Source organism: Mesorhizobium comanense, assembly GCF_005503535.1.
Taxonomy (GTDB): Bacteria; Pseudomonadota; Alphaproteobacteria; order Rhizobiales; family Rhizobiaceae; genus Mesorhizobium; species Mesorhizobium comanense.
The window spans coordinates 81,670-101,218 of sequence record NZ_SCNN01000002.1; the positions used below are offsets into that span (position 1 = coordinate 81,670).

Here is a 19,549-nt window from a genome sequence, read left to right on the forward strand (position 1 = left end):
CAAAAGAATGTCGAACATGATGAAGGCCTTGGTGAAGGCCAAGGCCGAGCCGGGCATCTGGATGGAAGAAGTGCCGGTGCCGGAGATCGGCCCCAACGACGTGCTGATCAAGGTCAGGAAGACCGCGATCTGCGGCACCGACGTCCATATCTACAATTGGGACCAGTGGGCGCAGAAGACGGTGCCGGTGCCGATGGTGACAGGGCATGAATTCGTCGGCACCGTCGCCGATTTTGGTGCCGCGGTCACCGAATACAAGGTCGGCCAGCGCGTCTCGGGCGAAGGCCATATCGTCTGCGGCCATTGCCGCAACTGCCGCGCCGGGCGAGCACATCTGTGCCGCAACACGCTCGGCGTCGGCGTCAACCGGCCCGGCGCCTTCGGCGAATACCTCGCGATCCCGCAGCACAACGTCGTGCCGATCCCCGACGACGTGCCGGACGAGATCGCGGCGATCTTCGATCCCCTGGGCAACGCCGTCCACACCGCCCTGTCCTTCGATCTGGTCGGCGAGGATGTGCTGGTCACCGGCGCCGGGCCGATCGGCATCATGGGGGCGCTGGTGGCGCAATGCGTCGGCGCACGCAAGGTCGTCATCACCGACATCAACCCGGTGCGGCTGGCATTGGCCAAGAAACTCGGCGTCCAGCATGTCGTCGATGCTTCGAAGGAAAAGTTGCGTGATGTCATGCCGGCGCTCGGCATGACCGAGGGTTTTGACGTCGGCCTCGAAATGTCGGGCGCTGCACCCGCCTTCCGCGACATGATCGACACCATGAACAATGGCGGCAAGATCGCCATCCTCGGCATCGCGCCGACCGGCTTCGAGATCGACTGGAACAAGGTCATCTTCAAGATGCTGCATCTCAAGGGCATCTACGGCCGCGAGATGTTCGAGACCTGGTACAAGATGATCGCGCTGGTGCAGGGGCCGCTGGATGTGTCCGGGCTCATCACGCACCGCATCGGGATTGATGATTTCCAGACCGGATTCGACGCGATGCGCAGCGGCAGTTCCGGCAAGGTGGTGATGGATTGGTAGATCAGCTATCCTTCCGTCACCTGAACCCGGATTGGAATGCCGAGCCCAACGCCCCTAGTGTCGCGCTGACCGTGGAGGGCGACACGATTCAACTGGCGTTCCTATTGAACCCTTGGGGCTACGATGCTCGTGAGGGGGAGACGGGAGCGCTTCGTTTCATAGGTTGCAGTCGTTGGCGATGGGACTCCACAAACGATCACGCTTGGTTCGCAGGCGAAGGTCTTTACGCCAAGCAGGCTCCTGAATGGGGTGAATTCTACGAGGTGATCGGGGACAGTAGGTCAATCAACGAAAACAATTGGGAGGTTCTGTCGCAAGATGGGCCTAAATCGCGGCAGTTCCTGTTCTACTTTCGTGATGACACGATCGAAGTCGTTGCTGAAGACTGGGCGCTTACTCGTTTAGGGCGGTAGCCTCTGATTCTATTTCGGCTTTTGTAATCGACTTTCCAATGCGGCCAGCGCCACTTTGATCGCCGCACGGTCGCCATTGCTGAGCTTCTCCAGCAGCTCCCTCTCAAATGCCTTCGCCAGCGGCACCATCTCGCGATAGGCGGCAAGTCCCGCCCTGGTCAGTGCCAGATGCTCGACGCGCCGGTCGTTCTCGTCGGGAGTTCGTGTCAGCCACCGCCGCCGTTCCAACTCTGCCACCGCCCGCGACACCTTGGTCTTGTGCATGGCCGACTGCTCGCCAAGTTCCGTCGCCGTCATCGTGCCGCGTTGCCCCAGGCCTGACAAGGTGCGCCATTCCGGCCGCGTCAGGCCATGGCGCTGCTTGTAGATGCCGGAGAATTCGCGGCTGACGGCGTCCGCCAACCGATAAAGCCGGTAGGGCAGGAAGCTTTCGAGTTCCAGGATCTCGGTTTCCATGATGCGCACCGTGGATGAAATATCGGCCGTTGATAGTTACATTTTCAATGGTTACAAATGAAACCAGTTTGGTCAACATCGCTGGTATGCCTCGCCAACAGGCGGGAAACCAGGATCTGGGAGGATCGGATGGCCTTTTCCTATATGCCGGGCTTCGGCAATGATTTCGAGACGGAGACCTTGCCCGGTTCGTTGCCGCAGGGCCGAAACTCGCCGCAACGGCCGGCCTACGGCCTTTATGCAGAGCAGCTTTCCGGATCGCCCTTCACGGCGCCGCGCGGCACCAACGAGCGTTCGTGGCTCTACCGCATCCGGCCAAGTGTGAAGCACACCGGCCGCTTCAAGGCGGTGGGCTATCCCCTGTGGAAGAGCGCCCCGAATGTCGGCGATCATGAACTGGCGCTCGGTCAATATCGCTGGAATCCCGTTCCGATGCCGAAGGAGCCGACCGATTTCATCAAGGGCATGCGCACCATCACCACGGCGGGCGACGTGCTAGGCCAGAGCGGCATGGCGGCGCATGTCTATGTCGCCAACACGTCGATGATCGACGACCATTTCTTCAATGCCGACGGCGAGTTGCTGGTCGTGCCCCAGGTCGGCGCCTTGCGCCTGGTGACGGAGATGGGTGTCATCGAGCTCAGGCCCGGCGAGATCGCGGTGCTGCCGCGCGGCCTCGTCTTCAAGGTCGAACTGGTCGACAGGGAAGTGCGCGGCTATGTCTGCGAAAACTATGGCGCCAAGCTGACCTTGCCCGATCGCGGCCCGATCGGCGCCAATTGCCTGGCCAATCCGCGCGATTTCAAGACGCCTTGCGCCTGGTTCGAGGAGAAGGAGACGCCGTGCCGGCTGATCGTGAAATGGTGCGGCAATTTCCACGTCACCGAGATCGGCCATTCACCGCTCGATGTCGTCGCCTGGCATGGCAACTACGCTCCTTACAAATATGATCTGGCAACCTTTTCGCCGGTCGGCGCCATCCTCTTCGACCATCCCGATCCGTCGATCTTCACGGTGCTGACGGCGCCGAGCGGCGAGGAGGGCACCGCCAATATCGACTTCGTTATCTTCCCGCCGCGCTGGCTGGTGGCGGAGAATACGTTCCGTCCGCCCTGGTATCACCGCAACATCATGAGCGAGTTCATGGGCCTGATCCATGGCCAGTACGACGCCAAGGAGGAAGGCTTCGTGCCCGGCGGCATCAGCCTGCACAATCTGATGCTGGCCCATGGCCCCGATGCACCTGGCTTCGAAAAGGCCTCGCGCGCGGAGCTGAAACCGGTCAAGCTCGACAACACCATGGCCTTCATGTTCGAGACCCGCTTCCCGCAGATGCTGACCCGCTACGGCGCCGAGCTTGAAACCCGGCAGGACAATTACATCGACTGCTGGGCCGATCTGAAGAAACGCTTCAATGGCACGCCCGAGGGCGATTGGTCTTGAGCGCCGTCTCCATGGCGGGCCGGCTGGTGGTTCTCGGTTCGAAGGGCGGCCCGGCTTTGCGGCCGGGCGGGCCGTGGCCCAGTTCATCGCTGCTCGAGATCGGCGGCAGGGTCATCGTCGTCGATTGCGGCCTGGGTGTAACGCGCGGCCTTGTCGATGCCGGCATCAACCTGAAGGCACTCGAACTGATCTTCATCACCCACCTGCATTCGGACCACGTGCTGGAACTCGGGCCACTTCTGCACACTGCCTGGACAGCGGGCCTTGCCAAGTCGGTCAGCGTGTTCGGCCCGCCCGGCACCGGCCACTATTGGCACCGGTTTTGTCAGGCGATGGAGTTCGACATCGAGATCCGCATCGCCGACGAGGGAAGGCCAGACATTCGTGAACTGGTTTCGATCAGTGAATTCAGCGAGGGGCAGGTGCTTGAGCAGCGCGGCCTAAAAGTCTCGGCGCTGCGTGTCGATCACCCGCCGGTGACCGACTGCTTTGCCCTGCGCTTCGAGCATGGCGTGCAAAGCGTCGTGTTTTCGGCCGATACCGCTTTCTTCCCGCCGCTGGCCGATTTCGCCCAAGGAGCCGACATTCTCGTTCATGAGGCCATGCTGGAAGAGGGCATCGAACGGCTCGTGGCGCGGACCGGCAACGGCGCACGGCTGAAGGAGCATCTGCTTGCCAGCCACAGCTTCGCCGAAGAGGCCGGACGCATCGCCAGCGATGCCGGCGTGAAGCGGCTGGTGCTCAACCACCTCATTCCCGCCGACGATCGCGGGATCGGCGAGGCCGACTGGATCGCCGCTGTCAGGAGAACGTGGGCCGGCGACTTGACGATCGCCCGTGACGGCCTTGTTGTGGAGTTGGCATGATCCGAACCGAAGGACCGCATGCAAGCCGTCTTTCGGAAAAGATCATGCTTAAGGCAAAAAGCCAAAGCGGCGCCAAGGCCGCGCAAGGAGAGGAAACCGCATGAAGCTTGCCACCTTGAAGGACGGGACCCGCGACGGAAAGCTCGTCGTCGTCTCGCGCGACCTGACGCAGTACACCGATGCCTCGTTCCTGGCGCGCACGCTGCAGGCGGCACTCGACGATTGGCGCAGGATCTCGCCGCATCTCGCGACGATAGCGGAATCGCTGGAAAACAATGCTGTGCCGTCGGCCCGCTTTCACGAGCATGACGCGCACTCTCCACTGCCGCGCGCCTATCAATGGGCCGACGGATCGGCCTATGTGAACCACGTCGAACTGGTGCGCAAAGCGCGTGGCGTGGAGATGCCGGCAAGCTTCTGGACCGACCCTCTCATCTATCAGGGCGGCTCGGATGCCTTCATTCCACCCCGTGATCCGATCCGCATGGCCGATGAAGCCTTCGGCATCGACATGGAGGGGGAAGTCACCGTCATCGTCGATGACGTGCCGATGGGGGCGAGCCTCGATGAAGCGCGAGCCGCGATCCGGCTGGTCATGCTGGTCAACGACGTCACCTTGCGCGCGCTGACCGGGCCGGAACTGGCCAAGGGTTTCGGCTTCTTCCAGTCGAAACCGTCATCGGCCTTTTCACCGGTCGCGGTGACCCCCGATGAACTGGGCGATGCCTGGGACGGCGGCAAGGTCAGCCTGCCGCTGCTTGCCGATCTCAACGGCAAGCCCTTCGGCCGCGCCAATGCCGGCATCGACATGACCTTCGATTTCCCGGCGCTGATTGCCCATGCCGCCAGGACAAGACCGCTTGCCGCCGGCACCATCATTGGCTCGGGCACCGTCTCCAACAAGCTGGACGGCGGCCCCGGCAAGCCGGTGTCGGCGGGCGGCGCCGGCTATTCCTGCATCGCCGAGCTGCGCATGATCGAGACCATCGAGGCGGGAGAACCGAAGACGCCGTTCCTGCGCTTCGGCGACACGGTGCGCATCGAGATGAAGGACAAGGCCGGACATTCGATCTTCGGCGCCATCGAGCAGAAGGTCGAGAAATACGAGGGCTAGGGGCTAAGAGAGGTTTCAGCGATGAATCTTCTGGACCATCTGCGCCGCATGGCCGGTAACAATCTCTGGTCGAACGACCGGCTCTATCGTGCCGTGCTTGCGCTCAAGCCCGGTGAGTTCGAAGCCGAGCGCACCAGCTTTTTCCCGTCGATCAAGGCAACGCTCAACCATGTCCTTGCGGTCGACTATCTCTATCTCGATTTTCTCGAAGAGGGCGGCGTCGGTGCCGCTGCCTTTGATGATTTTGTGCCTTTCGACGAGCCCCATGCGCTGTTTGCCGCGCAGATCGCGGCTGACCGGCGACTGATCGTCTTCTGCGATGGCCTGTCGGAGGCCGATCTCGACCGCCGCGTGATCACCGACCGGCGTGAGGACGGCATGATCCCCGAGCGCATCGGCGATATCCTTGCCCATGTCTTCCTGCACGACATCCACCATCGCGGCCAGGTGCACGCAATGCTGTCCGGCACCTCGGTGCCGCCGCCGCAACTCGATGAGTTCCTGCTCGATTATGACATTAAGCTGAGGGAGGCAGAGGTCGAGAAGCTGGGATTGTGAGCCGGTTTTTTCGCCTATCAGGCCAGAGCGACGCCGTAGCGGGCGAAATGCGGGTCAGATGTTAGGATGGTCAGGTTCTCCACCTGCGCCTGCGCGATCAGCAGTCTGTCGAACGGATCACCATGGTGGTGGGGTAGGCCGCTGACGGTATTCGCATGATGTAAAGTTACGGCGAGCGGCTGAAATCGCATCCTTGGAAGCAGCGTTGGCAGATCGTCGGGCGCATCGAGTTTTCCGATCGAACGTTTGATGGCGATTTCCCACACGCTTGCCGCGCTGGCGAACACCACCGCGTCCGAAGCCAGGATAGCGCGGTGCTGTTCGCTGAGACGTCGGTCGTCCGAAATCGACCAGAGGATGATATGGGTGTCGGCGAGATACTGGCCGACCGTCATTTCACGTACTCGTCCCATTCGGGACCGAGTTCGTCAAAATCGTCCGCAATCCAGATCTTGCCCTTCAAGGCGCCGATACGCGGCAGCGTTTCGGCGGCCGCCGGCGGTACAATGCGCGCGGCCACTTTGCCGTGGCGTGTAAGTATGATCTCCTCGCCGGCTTCAGCGCGGCTGACGAGTTCAGACAATTTAGCCTTGGCCTCGGCGATGGAAACATTCATAGCGCGATCCTTTATGACCATAATTTAGGTCATAATTGATCGCGCCGCAAGAAGTTCGGTTCGGGGCAGCCTACGCTGCCTTGCCGTCTACCCTGATCACACCGCGCTTGATCTGGTCCTGCTCGATCGATTCGAACAGCGCGCGGAAATTGCCTTCGCCAAAGCCTTCGTCACCCTTGCGCTGGATGAACTCGAAGAAGATCGGCCCGATCACCGTCTTCGAGAAGATCTGCAGCAGGATCTTGGTCATGCCGCCGTCGACCACGCCTTCGCCGTCGATCAGGATGCCGTGCTTCTTCATCCGCTCGATCGGTTCGTCATGGCCGTTCACCCTGGCATACGACATGTCGTAATAGGTTTCCGGCGGGCCGGGCATGAACTTCAGCCCGTTGGCGGCGAGCTTGTCGGTGGCCGCGTAGATCTCGTCTGTGCCGACCGCTATGTGCTGAATGCCTTCGCCATTGTACTTCTTCAGATACTCGGCGATCTGGCTGGTCTCGTCCTTGGATTCGTTGAGCGGAATGCGGATCTTGCCGCAGGGCGAGGTAATCGCCCGGCTGACAAGGCCGGTGATCTTGCCGTCGATGTCGAAGAAATGGATCTGCTTGAAGCCGAACAGGTTGCGGTAGAAATCCCACCATTTGTCCATCTGGCCGCGATAGACATTGTGGGTGAGGTGGTCGAGGAAATAGAAGCCGACGCCCAGTGGCCGCGGATCGCGCGCGCCGAGCCACTCGAATTCGGCGTCATAGGCCGAACCCTTCTTGCCGTAAGCGTCGATGAAATAGAGCAGGGAGCCGCCGATGCCGACGATCGCCGGCACGTCGAGCGCCTTGTCATTGCCTTCGTAGGGTGTGGCGCCTTGCGAGACGGCGTGGTCGAAAGCGTGCTTGGCATCGACCACGCGCCAGGCCATGGATGCGGCGCAAGGACCGTGCTTGTCGACGAATTTCATCGCATGCGAGCCGGGTTCCGCGTTGACGACATAGTTGATGTCGCCCTGCCGCCAGACCGTGATGTCTTTCGTACGGTGCTTGGCCACCGCCACATAGCCCATGCGGGTGAACAGTTCGGCGAGCTTTTGCGGTTCGGGATGGGCGAACTCGACGAACTCGAAACCATCGGTGCCGGCCGGGTTTTCCTTGCTGATCTTTGCGGGTGGTGCGTCGTGCGGAAAGGGACCCATGATATTCCTCCGAAATCTCGTTTGGCCTGAAAGGCTCATCTGCCGCCATCATAGCGCGGAGCCGGTGCACGGTGCTTGCATTCAGCCGCTTGGAATGATCATCTGGTGCGCGAAGTGTGCGCAATCGGAGACAAAATCATGGATGAGACGCGCATTGATCAGTTTGATCGCAAGATAATGGCGCTTCTTCAGGGCGATGCGCGGCTTACCAACAGCGATCTTTCGGAGCGGGTGAACCTGTCGGCGTCGCAATGTTCGCGCCGTCGTCAACGGTTGGAGGAAGACGGCTATATTAAGGGCTACCGGGCCGTGCTCGACCGCGACAAGCTCGGCTTCTCGCTGGTCAATGTCATCTCGGTGACACTGGCCACCCACAACCGCGACAATGCCCGCCGCTTCGGCGAACTGGTGGCGCGGCTGCCGGAAGTGCAGGAAGCGCACGCGCTGACCGGGGAGATGGATTACATCCTGAAGGTGGTGACGCCCGACCTCAAATCATTGTCGGAATTCGTCAACGGCGTGCTGCTACCGCATGAGTCTGTGCAGCATGTGAAGACGGCGATCGTACTCGAAACGCTCAAGGAAACCGGCGCGCTGCCGATTTGAATGGAGCCGAATTTTCTGGATACGTCAGAGGGACAGCACCCCTCTCTGGCCTGCCGGCCATCTCCCCCGCAAGGGGGGAGATTGGCAGCTTCCGGACTCAGCGCCCGTTCTGCAACTTTGGGAATTGGCCAAAGCAAAAAACGATATCTGATCTCCCCCCTTGCGGGGGAGATGTCCGGCAGGACAGAGAGGGGTGTGAAGGATCGCCAGCGTGCGGGATTGACTGGCTTCAATCGGGTCAGCTCAGCCCTTCGACTGCTGGATCAGCCCATAAAGATTGGTGCACCGCGCGCCGGACCGGCAATACGCGAACACCGGGCCTTCCAGTTCGTCCAGTGCCTCGGCCTGGTCATCGACGTTTTCCTGCGTGATCTGGCCGCTGATGACAGGGATGTAGCGGAAGGCGAGGCCGGCGGCCTCGACCGCCGAGCCGATGCTTTTGGCCGAAGGCTGGCCGGGCTGTTCGTCGTCCGGACGGTTGCAGATGACGCTCTTGAAGCCGGCGGCCTTGATGGCTGCTACGTCCTCCGCCTGAATCTGGCCGGAGACCGAATAATCTTCGCTGATTTCGCGGTATTCCATGGCAGCATCCTCACAAACTGATTTGGCAAGGAGTCTTGCCACTCCCCGCTCTTGTCGGCAATCCGCGCCGGCAGAAATCCTTCAGCGCGGAGGGAGGCTTTTCCCGAAACGAACTTGCCTCAAGCCGCCCAGGCGGGGAACGGATCAGGGAGGTCGCGCCATAGCTCGGGCCGGAAAGCCTCGGCCTCGACAAGGCAGGCATCAAGCTGGGCGCGGATTTTCGCCTCGTCCATCGGTTCGCAGCCGATGAAGACGAGTTCCTGCCGGCGGTCGCCCCATACGGGATCGAGATAAGGCGCCATGCTTTCGCGCCACTCGGCATGATCAGGCCAGCGGCCTTGCGGCACGGCTGCCCACCACAGGCCGCGCTTCTCTGTCCGGACCAACGCTCCGGCATGGCTCATTTCGCCGACATGGCGCGGCCGCGTCGCCAGCCAGAAGAAGCCTTTTGCCCGCACAACGCCAGGCCATGCCTGGTCAATGAAGGCCTGGAATCTCGTGGGCTCGAACGGTTTTCGCGCCCGATAGACGAAGGAGCGGATGCCATATTCCTGCGTCTCGGGAACATGATCGCGAAAACCGTTGAGTTCCTTGAACCACAGCGGGTTCTGCTGTGCCTTGTCGAAATCGAAGCGTCCGGTAGCAAGCACCTTGTCGAGCGGCACCTTGCCGAAATCGGCTTCGACGATCTCGGCATCGGGGTTGAGTGCCCTCACGATCAATCTTGCGATGTCACGTTGATGAGGGCTCGCCGCGCCGATCTTGTTCAGAACCACGATGTCGGCGAATTCGATCTGCTCGACCAGCAGGTCGACCAGCGCGCGGTTGTCCTGATCGCCGAGCGATTGGCCGCGCTGACTGAGGAAATCCGAGGAGGAATAATCCTTGAGCAGATTGAGCGCGTCGACCACTGTCACCATCGTGTCGAGACGGGCGACGTCGGACAGGCTCTCGCCGTGCTCGTCGCGAAAATCGAACGTCGCGGCGACGGGCAGGGGTTCCGAAATGCCGGTGGATTCGATCAGCAGGTAGTCGAAACGGCCCTGTTCGGCCAGCGCGCGCACCTCCTTCAACAGGTCGTCGCGCAATGTGCAGCAGATGCAGCCATTCGACATCTCCACCAGTTTCTCGTCGGTGCGCGACAGATCGGCGCCGTCGCGCACCAGTTCGGCGTCGATGTTGATCTCGCTCATGTCGTTGACGATGACGGCCACGCGGCGGCCCTCGCGGTTCGACAGGATATGGTTGAGCAGCGTGGTCTTGCCGGCGCCGAGGAAGCCGGACAAAACGGTGACGGGAAGGCGCTTTGCGGCGGGCATTTGGTCCATGTTAGGCTCCAGTTCTGTAATGTTATTTTATAACAAAAGATCACAAAAAAAGGCGGAGATCAGCCCCGCCTTTTCAGAGTGTGTCCGGTCAGCTGCCGAGGATCGCGCCTTTGATCTGACGGATGTTGTTGTGCATCATGTCGATATAGGTCGACCCTGGACCATCCGGCTGCGACAGCGCGTCCGAATACAGCGTGCCGCCCACCTTGATGCCGGTCTCGCTGGCGATCTGCTCGATCAGCCGCGGGTTGGTGATGTTTTCCACGAAGATCGCGGCAGCCTTGTCCTGCTTGACCTGCTCGACAAGCTTGGCGACATCGGCGGCCGAGGGTTCGGAATCGGTCGAGATGCCCTGCGGGGCGAGGAAGGTCAGGCCGTATTCATGCTCGAAATAGCCGAAGGCATCATGCGAGGTGATGACGACGCGCTTGGCTTGCGGGATCGACTGGATGGCCGCCTTCACTTCGCCCTCCAGCGTGTCGAGCTTCTTGGTGTACGCAGCGGCGTTGGTCTGGTAGCTGACGCAGCCATCGCTGTCGGCTGCGCAGAAGGCTTCGGCGATGTTCTTCACGTAGATCTTGGCGTTGGCGATCGACTGGAAGGCATGCGGATCCGTGACCGTCTTGCCGCCACCCGTGCCGGCACCCTCGGCCGCATCGGCATCCGCGAATTCGGGTTTGAAGTCGATCGGCGTCACGCCCTTGGTCAAGGTGACGATCGAGGCCTTGGTGGCGCTGGCATCGACCAGCCGCTGCAGGAACCCTTCAAAATGCAGGCCGTTGACCAGCACGACATCGGCCTTTGCCATGGCCACAGCGTCGGCCGGGCTCGGCTCGTAGACATGGGCATCGCCGTCGGGGCCGACGATGGTGGTGATCGCAACGCGGTCGCCGCCGACATTCTTTGCGAAATCGGCGATGACGGTGAAGCTGGCGACCACTTTCAGCGGTGCGGCAAGAGCCGTCGATGTGCCATAGGCGGTTAATGTTATAACGCTCATCGCCAGGGCGGCACCAAATGATTTGAGCATAAGCGGTTCTCCTTACTAGGGGCGGGGGATCAAGCCGTTCTGTGACGGTGATGGATGATGCGCGCGCGCAGGATGCCGCGCGTACCGAACAGGATCGAAGCGAAGTAGACCACGCCAGCCGAGAGGATGATGGCCGGGCCGGACGGCAGCGAGGCGTGGTACGACAACAAGAGGCCGGCGATACAGGAGGCAAAGCCGATGAGCACCGCCAGGGCGCACATCGGCTCGACGCGCACGGTCCAGAAACGGGCGGCCGCCGCCGGCAGCATCATCAGTCCGACCGACAGCAGCGTCCCCAGCGCCTGGAACCCACCGACGAGGTTGAGCACGACGAGGCCGAGGAAGATGAAATGAACCGGGCTGCCCATGCGGCTGACCGAGCGCAGGAAAAGCGGATCCAGGCATTCGGCGACCAGCGCCCGCCAGAAGATGCCGAGACTGACCAGCGTCACCGCCACGATGCCGCCGATCAGTATCAGCGCCTCATTGTTGAGCGCCAGCACCGTACCGAACAGCACATGCATGAGATCGACGCTGGAACCGCGGATCGACACCATGAGCACGCCGATCGCCAGCGAGATCAGGTAGAAGGCCGCCATCGAGGCGTCCTCGCGCTGGATGGTGAAGCGCGAGACGGCGCCGGCACCCAGCGCAACGACGACGCCGGCGATCAGGCCGCCAATGGTCATCGGCAGGATTTCCAGGCCGTAAAGCAGGAAACCGGCGGCGGCGCCGGGAAGGATGGCATGCGCCATGGCGTCGCCGGACAGGCTCATGCGCCGCAGCATCAGGAAGACGCCGATAGGGCAGGCGCCGAGCGACAGCATCAGCGAACCGAACAGCGCCCGCTGCATGAAGGCGAAGTCGGCAAAGGGCGCGACGAAAATCCCGTAGAGCGTATCCATCAGGCGGCTCTCGGTCCGTGATCATGATCATGGTCGTGATGATGCCCATGCGCGTGGCCATGGCCATGATCGTGTCCATGATCATGGCCATCGGGTTCGCACCAGGGGGCGTTTTCTTCCCAAGCCTCATGGAAACGGCGCGCGCGCAGAAGATTTTCCGGCTTCAGCGCCTCCCTGGTCTCGCCCCAGGCAATCGGCTGGCGGGCCAGCAACAAGGTCTCGGGAAAATTCTGCCGCACCAGATCCAGATCGTGGACCACGACCATGATGGTGCGCTCCTCGCCATGCCAGCGCTTGATCAGGGCGATTAGGTCGCCAACCGTCTTGGCATCGACCGCGTTGAACGGCTCGTCGAGCAGGATCAGGTCGGCGTCCTGCAAGAGGACGCGGGCAAACAGCGTGCGCTGCAACTGGCCGCCGGACAGCGTGTCGATCGGCCGCTTCTCGAAGCCGCCGAGGCCAACCGCCATCAGCGCCTGGCTCACCGCCGCGCGATCCTCTGCCGTGTAGCGGCCCAGCATGCCGCGCCTGGGCCACAGGCCAAGCGAAACCAGATCGACGACGCGGGCGGGAAAGGAGCGATCCAGCTCCGACTGTTGCGGCAGGTAGGCGGCGCGCACGCCGGGCGCGCGAACGACCTCGCCGGCCATCGGCTTCAGAACGCCGACGATCCCCTTCATCAATGTCGACTTGCCGGATCCGTTGGCTCCAACCACCGCCGTCAGCGAACCCTTGCGGATGGCGCCGTTCAGATGATGGATCGCGGGATGGCTGTTGTAGCCGAGCGTCAGGTCGCGAAAGGTCAGGCTGGCAGTGGTCATCAGGCGTTCGGGGCCGTCCGCGAAATTCAGGGGTCTTGTCGATATGTGATGTTATTACATTAGTCAACACGGCCAGCTGGCGGAATTGTGTCCCGACCGGTCAACTCGCCGTGTATGCCGATGCGTCGAGGCCAGACAATTGGCTCAATTGGTTTCGTGCCCGCCGGCCTTGCCCCGGGCCGGCATGGACTCTAAAGAGGCGCGACCCCTCAAACCAAGGAACCTCCCATGAGCATTCGTCGCATCGATGTTGGCCCGCGCATGAGCCAGATCGTCATCCACGGCAACACCGTCTATCTGGCCGGTCAGGTCGGCGAGCCTGGCGGCAATGTCGCCTCGCAGACGCGCGATGTCTTGAAGACCATCGATGAATTGCTGGCCCAGGCCGGCACCGACAAGACCAAGATCCTGCAGGCCATCATCTGGCTGGCCGACATGAGCACCTTCGCCGAGATGAATTCCGAGTGGGACAAGTGGGTTCCGCAGGGCCACACGCCCGCCCGCGCCACCGGCGAAGCCAAGCTTGCCGGCCCGGAATATCTGGTCGAGATCATCATCACGGCGGCGCTGTAAGGCGCGGCGGTGAAGCTGCCAATCTCCCCCCTCGTGGGGGAGATGCCCGGCAGGGCAGAGGGGGGCGCTGTCCCACCAGCCTGTCGGCAAATGAGCATGTGAACGGCTGGCAATTCCAAGCGAGCGCTCTACGGCGCCCCCCTCTGGCCTGCCGGCCATCTCCCCCACAAGGGTGGAGATCACTCACCCCTGCGATGGCGTGAATCTTGCCACCAGCGTGTGGCTTTGCGCCGGATAGACGAAGCGGACATGCGTCACCGGGTGCTCCGCGCTCCAGGTGCGGCGCTCGACCACCAGGCAGGGCGCGCCGGGATCGACGTCGAGCGCGTCGGCGGTGTTCTCGTCGGCGGCCATGGCGCGGATGCGGTGCTCGGCCTCGCTCCATGGCACGCGGCCGATCAGCCAGGGGCCGGCGGCGATCTCAACGAACTCTTCGTCCGCGGCTTCCGGGACCGCTGACAGATTGATCAGCCGCTGTTCGAAAGCGAACGGCCGCTCACCGGCAAAATGCAGGCTTTCAAGCCACAGCACCGAACCGGGAGCCGAAAGCCCCAGCAGCGTCCTGTCCTCGGCATTGCCGCGCCGTTTGACGCGCTCCAGGCGCTCGTAACGATAGGGCAGGCCGAGCGCTTCGACCTCGATCCTGATGTCGTGCAGTTCCAGCACCGCCGCTTGCGATTGCGGCTGGCGCACGAAGCTGCCCGAGCGCCGCCGCCGTTCGATCAGGCCGGCCTTGGCAAGCTGGGACAGCGCCTTGTTCACGGTCATGCGCGAGCAGTTGTACTCATCCGTCAGTTCGTGTTCGAACGGAATGCGATGGCCAGGCGGCCAGGCGCCGGAAAGTATCTTTTCCCGGATGTCGGACAGGATGCGCTGATGCAGGGAGATGGGTTCGCTGCCCTCGACGTCGTCTGTCTCGACAAGGCTCATCGGTTTCAGCTCTGCGAAAGCGAGGTCATCACCTTGCGGAACCGCTCGGCGATCGCGTCACGCTTGGCATGCCTGCCGCCGCTGACCTGTTTTTTGCCGTGCACCCAGACGCAGTCGGCCTTGCTGCCATTGGCGAAGATCCACGCGTCGAGGATCGCGTCGCCCGTCTTGCCGGCGAGCGAGGGATGGCCGGCATCGAGCGAGACGAAGTCAGCCGGATTGCCGGCGGCGATCAGGGCCGGTCCAGCGCCGAGCGCCTGGCTGCCACCGTCGATTGCCGCGTCGAACAGAGCGCGCCCGGTCGAACCGCCGGCGCGCGCCAGGACATTGCGGGCGCGGTGCGCGAGGCGCTGCGAATATTCGAGCTGGCGCAGTTCATCGGGCAGTCCGATCAGCACGTTTGAGTCGGAACCGACCCCGAAACGGCCGCCATGCTCGATGAACAGCGGCGCCGCAAAAGTGCCGTCGCCCAGATTGGCCTCGGTGATAGGACAAAGGCCGGCGATCGCCCCGCTACGGGCCATGGCCACTGTCTCCATCTCGGTCATATGGGTGGCGTGTATCAGGCACCAGCGCTTGTCGACGGTGGCGTGGCCAATCAGAAACTCGACCGGGCGCGCGCCGGACCAGGCAAGGCAATCCTCGACTTCCTTCACCTGCTCGGCGACGTGGATATGGATCGGGCCGTCCGGTGTCATGGCGGCGACCTGGGCAAGTTCTTCCGGCGTTGCCGCGCGCAAGCTGTGCGGCGCGACGCCGACCACGGCCTGATTCAAAGAGTGAACGGCTTCCCTGCATTTCTCAACAAGCCGGGAGAACCTGCTCACGTCATTGATGAAACGTCTCTGGCCTTCGTTAGGTGCCGCGCCGCCGAAGGCGGAATGCGCATAAAACACCGGCAGCAGCGTCAGGCCGATGCCTGTTTCACCAGCCGCGGCAGCGATGCGCTCGGCCATCTCGGCAAGGTTGGCGTAAGGCGTCCCGTCACGGTCATGGTGCAGATAGTGGAATTCGCCGACGCGCGAAAAGCCGGCTTCCAGCATCTCCACGTAGAGCTGGGCAGCAACCGCCTCGACCTGATCCGGGGTCATCGAGAGCGCGAAACGGTACATCACCTCGCGCCAGCTCCAGAAACTGTCGGCGGATGGCCCGCGCAGTTCGGCCAGGCCCGCCATGCCGCGCTGGAAGGCATGGCTGTGCAGATTGGGCATGCCGGGCAGCAGGATAGAATGGCGTTCATCGGCGGCATGTGCGGACGTGTCCGTCTCGACCGAGGCTATGCGCCCCGCCTCCAGGGTGATCCGCACATTGTTCTGCCAGCCTCCGGGCAGCAGGGCCTGTTCCGCAAAGATCGCCGTCACGTCCAAACTCCCGAATTCGAATGCGAGCACGATGATGCCACTTGCGTCGCGTTTCAATATGTATATACATAATCGTCATCCTTTCAAATGGAAAAGATGATGGTTGGAGCAAACGGGAAGAGCGGCCTTCGTCTGTGGCGCAATGCGCGGCTGGCGACCATGGCCGACGGCGCGGCCGGTCTCGGCATCGTCGAGAAGGGCGCCATTGCCGCCCGCGACGGGCTTATCGTCTATGCCGGTACCGAAGCTGACATGCCGGCTTCCATCGGTCAGGGCGCCGAAGCCATAGATTGCGAGGGCCGCTGGATCACGCCGGGCCTGATCGATTGCCATACGCATCTTGTCTACGCCGGAAACCGCGCCAACGAATTCGAGATGCGGCTGGTCGGCGCCACCTATGAGGAAGTCGCGCGCGCCGGCGGAGGCATCGTCTCTTCGGTGAAGTCGCTGCGCGCCGCCAGCGAGAGCGATCTCGTCGCGCAGACGCTGCCGCGTCTCGATGCGCTGATCGCCGAAGGCGTCACCACAGTGGAGGTCAAGTCAGGTTACGGCCTCGATCTTGAAAACGAAAAGAAATCGCTGCGCGCCGCCCGACGGCTGGGCGAGGAACGCCCGGTGACCATACGCACGACATGTCTGGCCGCCCATGCGCTGCCGCCCGAGGCCAAGGGCGACAAGGATGCCTTCATTGACCTGGTCGCCGCAACCATCCTGCCGGCCGTTGCCGCCGAAGGCCTGGCTGACGCGGTAGACGGCTTTTGCGAGGGCATCGCTTTTTCTCCGGAACAGATGGCCCGCGTCTTCGATAAGGCGAAAGCGCTCGGTCTGCCGGTGAAGCTGCACGCCGATCAACTCTCCAACCTGCACGGCGCCGAACTCGCGGCCCGCTATGGCGCGCTTTCGGCCGACCATCTGGAATACACCGACGAGGCGGGCGCTGCCGCTATGGCCAAAGCCGGTACCGTGGCCGGGATTCTGCCCGGGGCGTTCTATTTTATTCGCGAGACCAAGAAGCCGCCGGTCGAGCTGTTCCGCCGCCACGATGTGAAGATGGCTTTGGCGACCGACTCGAACCCCGGCACTTCGCCGCTCACTTCGCTGCTGCTCACCATGAACATGGCCGCGACGCTGTTCGGCATGACTGTCGACGAATGCCTTGCCGGCATTACCCGCGAGGCAGCGCGCGCGCTTGGTCTGCTGCACAAGACCGGCACGCTGGAGGCCGGCAAGTCGGCCGATCTCGCCATCTGGGACATCGAGCGCCCGGCCGAACTCGTTTACCGCATGGGCTTCAATCCGCTCCATGCCCGCATCTGGAGAGGACAATGACCGAACTCGTACTCAAGCCCGGCAATGCAACGCTCGCCGACTGGCGCGCCATCTATCGTGGCGCCATGCCCAAGCTGGATGCCGCTTGCCGGCCGAGGATCAAAGCCAGCGCCGAGGCGGTGGCGCGCATCGTCGCCAAGGGCGAGCCGGTCTATGGCATCAACACCGGCTTCGGCAAGCTGGCCAGCGTGCGCATTCCGGCGAGCGATCTCGAAACGCTCCAGCGCAACATCGTGCTCTCGCATGCCGCCGGCGTCGGCGAGCCGATGCCTGTCGCCGTCGTCCGTCTGATGATGGCGCTGAAGCTCGCCAGCCTCGCGCAGGGCGCCTCCGGCGTCCGGGCCGAAACGATCGAACTGCTCGAAGCCATGCTGGCCAATGACGTTATTCCGGTCGTGCCGGCACAGGGGTCTGTCGGCGCCTCGGGTGACCTCGCGCCGCTGTCGCACATGACGGCCGTCATGATCGGCGTCGGCGAATGCTTTACCCCGCATGGCCGTTTTCCGGCCAAGGTCGCCTTTGTATCGCACGGGCTGGAACCGGTCACGTTGGGCGCGAAGGAAGGCCTGGCGCTCCTCAACGGCACCCAGTTCTCGACGGCTTTCGCGCTTGCCGCCCTGTTCGAGGCTGAAGTGCTCTACCAGTCGGCGCTGGTCGCCGGCGCGCTCTCGACCGATGCCGCCAAGGGTTCGGATGCTCCCTTCGATCCGCGTATTCATCTGCTCAGGAAGCATCGCGGCCAGATCGAGACGGCGGATGCTCTGCGCAATCTGATGGCGGGCAGCGCCATCAGGGAATCGCACCGCGTCGGCGATGAGCGCGTGCAGGACCCGTATTGCCTGCGCTGCCAGCCGCAGGTCATGGGCGCCGCGCTCGACGTGCTGCGCAAGGCCGCCGACACGCTGGAAACCGAGGCCAATGGCGTCACCGACAATCCGCTGATCTTCGCCGAGGATGACACGGCACTTTCGGGCGGCAATTTCCACGCCGAGCCGGTGGCCTTCGCCGCCGACATGATCGCGCTCGCCGTCTGCGAGATCGGCTCGCTTTCGGAGCGCCGCATCGCCATGCTGGTCGACCCGGCGCTCTCCGGCATGCCCGCCTTCCTGACGCCGAAGCCCGGCCTCAACTCCGGCTTCATGATCCCGCAGGTGACGGCGGCGGCGCTGGTTTCGGAAAACAAGCAGAAAGCCTATCCGGCATCAGTCGATTCCATTCCGACCTCGGCCAACCAGGAAGACCATGTCTCGATGGCGGCCCACGGCGCGCGCCGGCTGATCGGCATGGTCGAGAACGCCACGGCAGTGATCGGCATCGAATTGCTGGCCGCCGCGCAAGGCTGCGATTTCCACCAGCCTTTGGCTTCGAGCGACGCGCTGGAAGCGGTGCGCAAGCTAGTCCGCGCCGAAGTTCCGCATCTCGACAACGACCGCCATTTTCATCCCGACATGGAAAAGGCGATCGCAATGGTGCGCAGCGGCGCCGCCGTGAAGGCGGCGAGCGCGGTGATATTGCCGTCGATTGCTGGAGCGGCGTGATGAACACGCGTGATTGGCTCTCTGTTCATGAAGGGACCAAGCCGCTGCTTGTCAGCATTCCGCATACCGGCTCGGATTTGGCTGGCTTGGAAGATCGCTTCGTTTCTCCGTGGCTCGCACGTCGCGACACCGATTGGTGGATCGAACAACTATATGACTTTGCTGCCGGTCTTGGCGCGAGCGTTATTCGGACGTCGATCTCTCGCAGTGTTATTGATGTCAATCGCGATCCGTCCGGTGTTTCCTTGTATCCCGGCCAAACCACTACCGGCCTTTGCCCGACGGAAACATTTGACGGGGATCCGATCTATCGTCCCGGTCAGGAGCCTGACGCTGAGGAGGTAGAGCATCGGGCTCGCCGATTTTTTCATCCATATCACAGCGAGGTCGCGGGTGAGATCGCGCGTATAAAAGGCGCTCATGGAAAAGCCGTCGTCTACGACTGCCATTCCATCCGCTCGGTGTTGCCGCGTTTGTTCGAAGGCACGTTGCCGGTCTTCAACCTCGGCACCAATGACGGCAAGAGCACCGACCCGTCGTTGCAGGAAGAGGTGGCCGCCATCCTCGCCGGCACCGGCGAAAGCTGGGTCGTCAACGGCCGTTTCAAGGGCGGCTGGATCACCCGGAGCTTCGGCCAGCCGTGGTACGGCGTGCATGCGCTGCAGATGGAGCTCTCCAATCGCGGCTACATGCGTGAACCCGAGGAGAAGGGCTCGCCGGACAACTGGCCGGTACCTTACGACGCCACCTACGCCGCGCCGATCCGGGCGACACTGAAGACCATCCTCGAAACCGCGATTTCCTGGGCTGAGCGCTGACGCCTCGCCGCCGCCATCTTGAAAGGGAAGTGAC

The 19,549-nt window shown here is 62.7% G+C and carries 22 protein-coding genes; 11 read left to right on the forward strand and 11 right to left on the reverse strand.

All coding sequences use genetic code 11. The features are described 5' to 3' along the window. The first annotated feature begins 7 nt into the window (after positions 1 to 7). Both tdh and FFS37_RS04760 read left to right on the forward strand, forming a co-directional pair. Positions 8 to 1,042, forward strand: a complete 1,035-nt coding sequence (gene tdh / locus FFS37_RS04755; RefSeq protein WP_137929799.1) for an L-threonine 3-dehydrogenase — start codon at positions 8 to 10, stop codon at positions 1,040 to 1,042. Further along, positions 1,036 to 1,455 carry a hypothetical protein gene (locus FFS37_RS04760; protein WP_232375578.1) on the forward strand — a complete coding sequence of 140 codons (420 nt, stop codon included), beginning with the start codon at positions 1,036 to 1,038 and terminating at the stop codon, positions 1,453 to 1,455. The genes tdh and FFS37_RS04760 overlap by 7 nt, the downstream gene beginning before the upstream one ends. A gap of 9 nt (positions 1,456 to 1,464) precedes the next feature. Here the strand turns inward: FFS37_RS04760 and FFS37_RS04765 are convergent, their stop codons facing one another. Next, entirely contained in the window at positions 1,465 to 1,911 is a 447-nt protein-coding gene (locus FFS37_RS04765) for a MarR family winged helix-turn-helix transcriptional regulator (RefSeq protein WP_137929800.1), read from the reverse strand. A 129-nt stretch (positions 1,912 to 2,040) separates the two neighbouring features. Between FFS37_RS04765 and hmgA the strand changes: the two genes are divergently transcribed. The 4 genes from hmgA (at position 2,041) to FFS37_RS04785 (ending at position 5,892) form a co-directional block, all read left to right on the forward strand. Beyond that, the gene (hmgA, locus tag FFS37_RS04770; protein ID WP_137929801.1) at positions 2,041 to 3,354 is read left to right on the forward strand and encodes a homogentisate 1,2-dioxygenase; all 1,314 of its coding nucleotides are present in this window, start codon (positions 2,041 to 2,043) and stop codon (positions 3,352 to 3,354) included. An 11-nt stretch (positions 3,355 to 3,365) separates the two neighbouring features. Then, positions 3,366 to 4,220, forward strand: a complete 855-nt coding sequence (locus FFS37_RS04775) for an MBL fold metallo-hydrolase (RefSeq protein ID WP_137930123.1) — start codon at positions 3,366 to 3,368, stop codon at positions 4,218 to 4,220. A 100-nt stretch (positions 4,221 to 4,320) separates the two neighbouring features. After that, positions 4,321 to 5,334, forward strand: coding sequence for a fumarylacetoacetate hydrolase family protein (locus FFS37_RS04780; protein WP_137929802.1), 1,014 nt, complete (start codon positions 4,321 to 4,323; stop codon positions 5,332 to 5,334). Positions 5,335 to 5,355: 21 nt separating this feature from the next. Then, positions 5,356 to 5,892, forward strand: a complete 537-nt coding sequence (locus FFS37_RS04785; protein ID WP_137929803.1) for a DinB family protein — start codon at positions 5,356 to 5,358, stop codon at positions 5,890 to 5,892. Positions 5,893 to 5,909: 17 nt separating this feature from the next. On the opposite strand, the gene FFS37_RS04790 is transcribed toward FFS37_RS04785, so the two are convergent. From FFS37_RS04790 to hppD, 3 genes are all read right to left on the reverse strand, one after another. Next, positions 5,910 to 6,287 carry a type II toxin-antitoxin system VapC family toxin gene (locus FFS37_RS04790; RefSeq protein WP_137929804.1) on the reverse strand — a complete coding sequence of 126 codons (378 nt, stop codon included), beginning with the start codon at positions 6,285 to 6,287 and terminating at the stop codon, positions 5,910 to 5,912. Further along, on the reverse strand, positions 6,284 to 6,508 hold the full coding sequence (locus FFS37_RS04795) for a type II toxin-antitoxin system Phd/YefM family antitoxin (RefSeq protein ID WP_137929805.1): 225 nt from the start codon (positions 6,506 to 6,508) through the stop codon (positions 6,284 to 6,286). The genes FFS37_RS04790 and FFS37_RS04795 overlap by 4 nt, the downstream gene beginning before the upstream one ends. 70 nt (positions 6,509 to 6,578) lie before the next feature. Then, the gene (gene hppD, locus FFS37_RS04800) at positions 6,579 to 7,694 is read right to left on the reverse strand and encodes a 4-hydroxyphenylpyruvate dioxygenase (RefSeq protein WP_137929806.1); all 1,116 of its coding nucleotides are present in this window, start codon (positions 7,692 to 7,694) and stop codon (positions 6,579 to 6,581) included. A 138-nt stretch (positions 7,695 to 7,832) separates the two neighbouring features. Here hppD and FFS37_RS04805 point away from each other — a divergent pair, with 138 nt between their 5' ends. Beyond that, a complete protein-coding gene (locus FFS37_RS04805) occupies positions 7,833 to 8,300 on the forward strand; it encodes an Lrp/AsnC family transcriptional regulator (protein WP_137929807.1) in 468 nt (155 codons plus the stop codon). 243 nt (positions 8,301 to 8,543) lie between these two features. On the opposite strand, the gene FFS37_RS04815 is transcribed toward FFS37_RS04805, so the two are convergent. The 5 genes from FFS37_RS04815 to aztA form a co-directional block, all read right to left on the reverse strand. Further along, positions 8,544 to 8,882, reverse strand: a complete 339-nt coding sequence (locus FFS37_RS04815) for a TIGR01244 family sulfur transferase (RefSeq protein ID WP_137929808.1) — start codon at positions 8,880 to 8,882, stop codon at positions 8,544 to 8,546. A 119-nt stretch (positions 8,883 to 9,001) separates the two neighbouring features. Next, the gene (zigA, locus tag FFS37_RS04820) at positions 9,002 to 10,210 is read right to left on the reverse strand and encodes a zinc metallochaperone GTPase ZigA (protein ID WP_232375579.1); all 1,209 of its coding nucleotides are present in this window, start codon (positions 10,208 to 10,210) and stop codon (positions 9,002 to 9,004) included. An 88-nt stretch (positions 10,211 to 10,298) separates the two neighbouring features. Continuing rightward, complete coding sequence (gene aztC, locus FFS37_RS04825; RefSeq protein WP_137929809.1) at positions 10,299 to 11,240, reverse strand: zinc ABC transporter substrate-binding protein AztC; 942 nt, start codon at positions 11,238 to 11,240, stop codon at positions 10,299 to 10,301. Positions 11,241 to 11,269: 29 nt separating this feature from the next. Continuing rightward, a complete protein-coding gene (aztB, locus tag FFS37_RS04830) occupies positions 11,270 to 12,145 on the reverse strand; it encodes a zinc ABC transporter permease AztB (protein ID WP_137929810.1) in 876 nt (291 codons plus the stop codon). Continuing rightward, positions 12,145 to 12,966 carry a zinc ABC transporter ATP-binding protein AztA gene (gene aztA / locus FFS37_RS04835; RefSeq protein WP_137929811.1) on the reverse strand — a complete coding sequence of 274 codons (822 nt, stop codon included), beginning with the start codon at positions 12,964 to 12,966 and terminating at the stop codon, positions 12,145 to 12,147. The genes aztB and aztA overlap by 1 nt, the downstream gene beginning before the upstream one ends. A gap of 228 nt (positions 12,967 to 13,194) precedes the next feature. On the opposite strand from aztA, the gene FFS37_RS04840 reads away from it, so the two are divergent. Continuing rightward, a complete protein-coding gene (locus FFS37_RS04840) occupies positions 13,195 to 13,539 on the forward strand; it encodes a RidA family protein (RefSeq protein WP_137929812.1) in 345 nt (114 codons plus the stop codon). A 183-nt stretch (positions 13,540 to 13,722) separates the two neighbouring features. On the opposite strand, the gene hutC is transcribed toward FFS37_RS04840, so the two are convergent. After that, positions 13,723 to 14,469, reverse strand: coding sequence for a histidine utilization repressor (hutC, locus tag FFS37_RS04845; protein ID WP_137929813.1), 747 nt, complete (start codon positions 14,467 to 14,469; stop codon positions 13,723 to 13,725). Positions 14,470 to 14,474: 5 nt separating this feature from the next. Continuing rightward, positions 14,475 to 15,830 carry a formimidoylglutamate deiminase gene (locus FFS37_RS04850; protein WP_137929814.1) on the reverse strand — a complete coding sequence of 452 codons (1,356 nt, stop codon included), beginning with the start codon at positions 15,828 to 15,830 and terminating at the stop codon, positions 14,475 to 14,477. 99 nt (positions 15,831 to 15,929) lie between these two features. On the opposite strand from FFS37_RS04850, the gene hutI reads away from it, so the two are divergent. The 3 genes from hutI to hutG are packed head-to-tail and all read left to right on the forward strand — an operon-like array spanning position 15,930 to position 19,515. Continuing rightward, positions 15,930 to 17,159 carry an imidazolonepropionase gene (gene hutI, locus FFS37_RS04855; RefSeq protein ID WP_171026173.1) on the forward strand — a complete coding sequence of 410 codons (1,230 nt, stop codon included), beginning with the start codon at positions 15,930 to 15,932 and terminating at the stop codon, positions 17,157 to 17,159. After that, complete coding sequence (gene hutH, locus FFS37_RS04860; protein WP_137929816.1) at positions 17,156 to 18,697, forward strand: histidine ammonia-lyase; 1,542 nt, start codon at positions 17,156 to 17,158, stop codon at positions 18,695 to 18,697. The genes hutI and hutH overlap by 4 nt, the downstream gene beginning before the upstream one ends. Next, positions 18,697 to 19,515 carry an N-formylglutamate deformylase gene (gene hutG / locus FFS37_RS04865; RefSeq protein ID WP_137929817.1) on the forward strand — a complete coding sequence of 273 codons (819 nt, stop codon included), beginning with the start codon at positions 18,697 to 18,699 and terminating at the stop codon, positions 19,513 to 19,515. The genes hutH and hutG overlap by 1 nt, the downstream gene beginning before the upstream one ends. Positions 19,516 to 19,549: the final 34 nt, after the last annotated feature.

Excerpts from the sequence above, each read along its gene's own strand:
- aztA (WP_137929811.1), bottom strand. The coding sequence starts at position 12,966 with ATGACCACTGCCAGCCTGACCTTTCGCGACCTGACGCTCGGCTACAAC.
- hppD (WP_137929806.1), bottom strand. The coding sequence starts at position 7,694 with ATGGGTCCCTTTCCGCACGACGCACCACCCGCAAAGATCAGCAAGGAA.
- tdh (WP_137929799.1), top strand. The coding sequence starts at position 8 with ATGTCGAACATGATGAAGGCCTTGGTGAAGGCCAAGGCCGAGCCGGGC.
- hutC (WP_137929813.1), bottom strand. The coding sequence starts at position 14,469 with ATGAGCCTTGTCGAGACAGACGACGTCGAGGGCAGCGAACCCATCTCC.
- FFS37_RS04815 (WP_137929808.1), bottom strand. The coding sequence starts at position 8,882 with ATGGAATACCGCGAAATCAGCGAAGATTATTCGGTCTCCGGCCAGATT.
- zigA (WP_232375579.1), bottom strand. The coding sequence starts at position 10,210 with ATGGACCAAATGCCCGCCGCAAAGCGCCTTCCCGTCACCGTTTTGTCC.
- aztC (WP_137929809.1), bottom strand. The coding sequence starts at position 11,240 with ATGCTCAAATCATTTGGTGCCGCCCTGGCGATGAGCGTTATAACATTA.
- FFS37_RS04790 (WP_137929804.1), bottom strand. The coding sequence starts at position 6,287 with ATGACGGTCGGCCAGTATCTCGCCGACACCCATATCATCCTCTGGTCG.
- hmgA (WP_137929801.1), top strand. The coding sequence starts at position 2,041 with ATGGCCTTTTCCTATATGCCGGGCTTCGGCAATGATTTCGAGACGGAG.
- hutI (WP_171026173.1), top strand. The coding sequence starts at position 15,930 with ATGGTTGGAGCAAACGGGAAGAGCGGCCTTCGTCTGTGGCGCAATGCG.
- FFS37_RS04805 (WP_137929807.1), top strand. The coding sequence starts at position 7,833 with ATGGATGAGACGCGCATTGATCAGTTTGATCGCAAGATAATGGCGCTT.
- FFS37_RS04795 (WP_137929805.1), bottom strand. The coding sequence starts at position 6,508 with ATGAATGTTTCCATCGCCGAGGCCAAGGCTAAATTGTCTGAACTCGTC.
- FFS37_RS04840 (WP_137929812.1), top strand. The coding sequence starts at position 13,195 with ATGAGCATTCGTCGCATCGATGTTGGCCCGCGCATGAGCCAGATCGTC.
- hutH (WP_137929816.1), top strand. The coding sequence starts at position 17,156 with ATGACCGAACTCGTACTCAAGCCCGGCAATGCAACGCTCGCCGACTGG.
- FFS37_RS04780 (WP_137929802.1), top strand. The coding sequence starts at position 4,321 with ATGAAGCTTGCCACCTTGAAGGACGGGACCCGCGACGGAAAGCTCGTC.
- hutG (WP_137929817.1), top strand. The coding sequence starts at position 18,697 with ATGAACACGCGTGATTGGCTCTCTGTTCATGAAGGGACCAAGCCGCTG.
- FFS37_RS04765 (WP_137929800.1), bottom strand. The coding sequence starts at position 1,911 with ATGGAAACCGAGATCCTGGAACTCGAAAGCTTCCTGCCCTACCGGCTT.
- aztB (WP_137929810.1), bottom strand. The coding sequence starts at position 12,145 with ATGGATACGCTCTACGGGATTTTCGTCGCGCCCTTTGCCGACTTCGCC.
- FFS37_RS04785 (WP_137929803.1), top strand. The coding sequence starts at position 5,356 with ATGAATCTTCTGGACCATCTGCGCCGCATGGCCGGTAACAATCTCTGG.
- FFS37_RS04775 (WP_137930123.1), top strand. The coding sequence starts at position 3,366 with ATGGCGGGCCGGCTGGTGGTTCTCGGTTCGAAGGGCGGCCCGGCTTTG.